Below are 564 nucleotides of genomic sequence, written 5' to 3' on the forward strand. Positions count from 1 at the left end.
GGCAAGAAGGGCGATCTGGGCGACACGAGCTTCGTTTCGGCGGTGCGCGACCCCTATCTGAACAACCCGATCACGCGCGCCAGCGTGACCATGGCCGAGCTGTCCGCCCTGCGGATCGCCCCGGTCGCGATGGCGGCGGAGTAAGGCGATGACCGACGTCGTGACCCATCGCTCGAACCCGCTGGCGACGATCTTCCTGACCGTCGTCGGTCTGGCCATCGCCGCCGGTCTCGGGTTTCTGGCCGTCTGGCTCTGGGGCCTGATTCCGCCGAGCTTCTGGACCAGCCCTGTCGGCTGGCTGCTGATCACCGCCGGCGGCATCCTGCTGGTCACCGTCGGCATCCTGATCTCGCTCGCCTTCCTGCTGCTGGCCGACCGGAAGATCTGGGCCGGGGTGCAGATGCGCAAAGGACCCAATGTGGTCGGGCCGTTCGGCCTGCTGCAGTCGTTCGCGGACTTCTTCAAATTCGTGCTCAAGGAAATCATCGTCCCGGCGGGCGCCGACAAGGTGGTGTTCCTGCTGGCGCCGCTGCTGACCTTCATCCTGGCCTTCATCGCCTGGGC

Annotated in this window: 2 protein-coding genes; both read left to right on the forward strand. The window is 66.5% G+C overall.

From position 1 onward, the window contains the following. Window positions 1–144 (forward strand): hypothetical protein (locus tag B3E43_RS16145; protein ID WP_414631326.1); only part of this gene is annotated, 144 nt, incomplete at its 5' end. Between the two features lie 4 nt (window positions 145–148). Beyond that, window positions 149–564 (forward strand): NADH-quinone oxidoreductase subunit H (locus tag B3E43_RS00355; RefSeq protein WP_292025845.1); only part of this gene is annotated, 416 nt, incomplete at its 3' end.

The sequence above is a fragment of the Brevundimonas sp. UBA2416 genome, assembly GCF_002343105.1.
In the GTDB taxonomy this organism is placed as follows: domain Bacteria; phylum Pseudomonadota; class Alphaproteobacteria; order Caulobacterales; family Caulobacteraceae; genus Brevundimonas.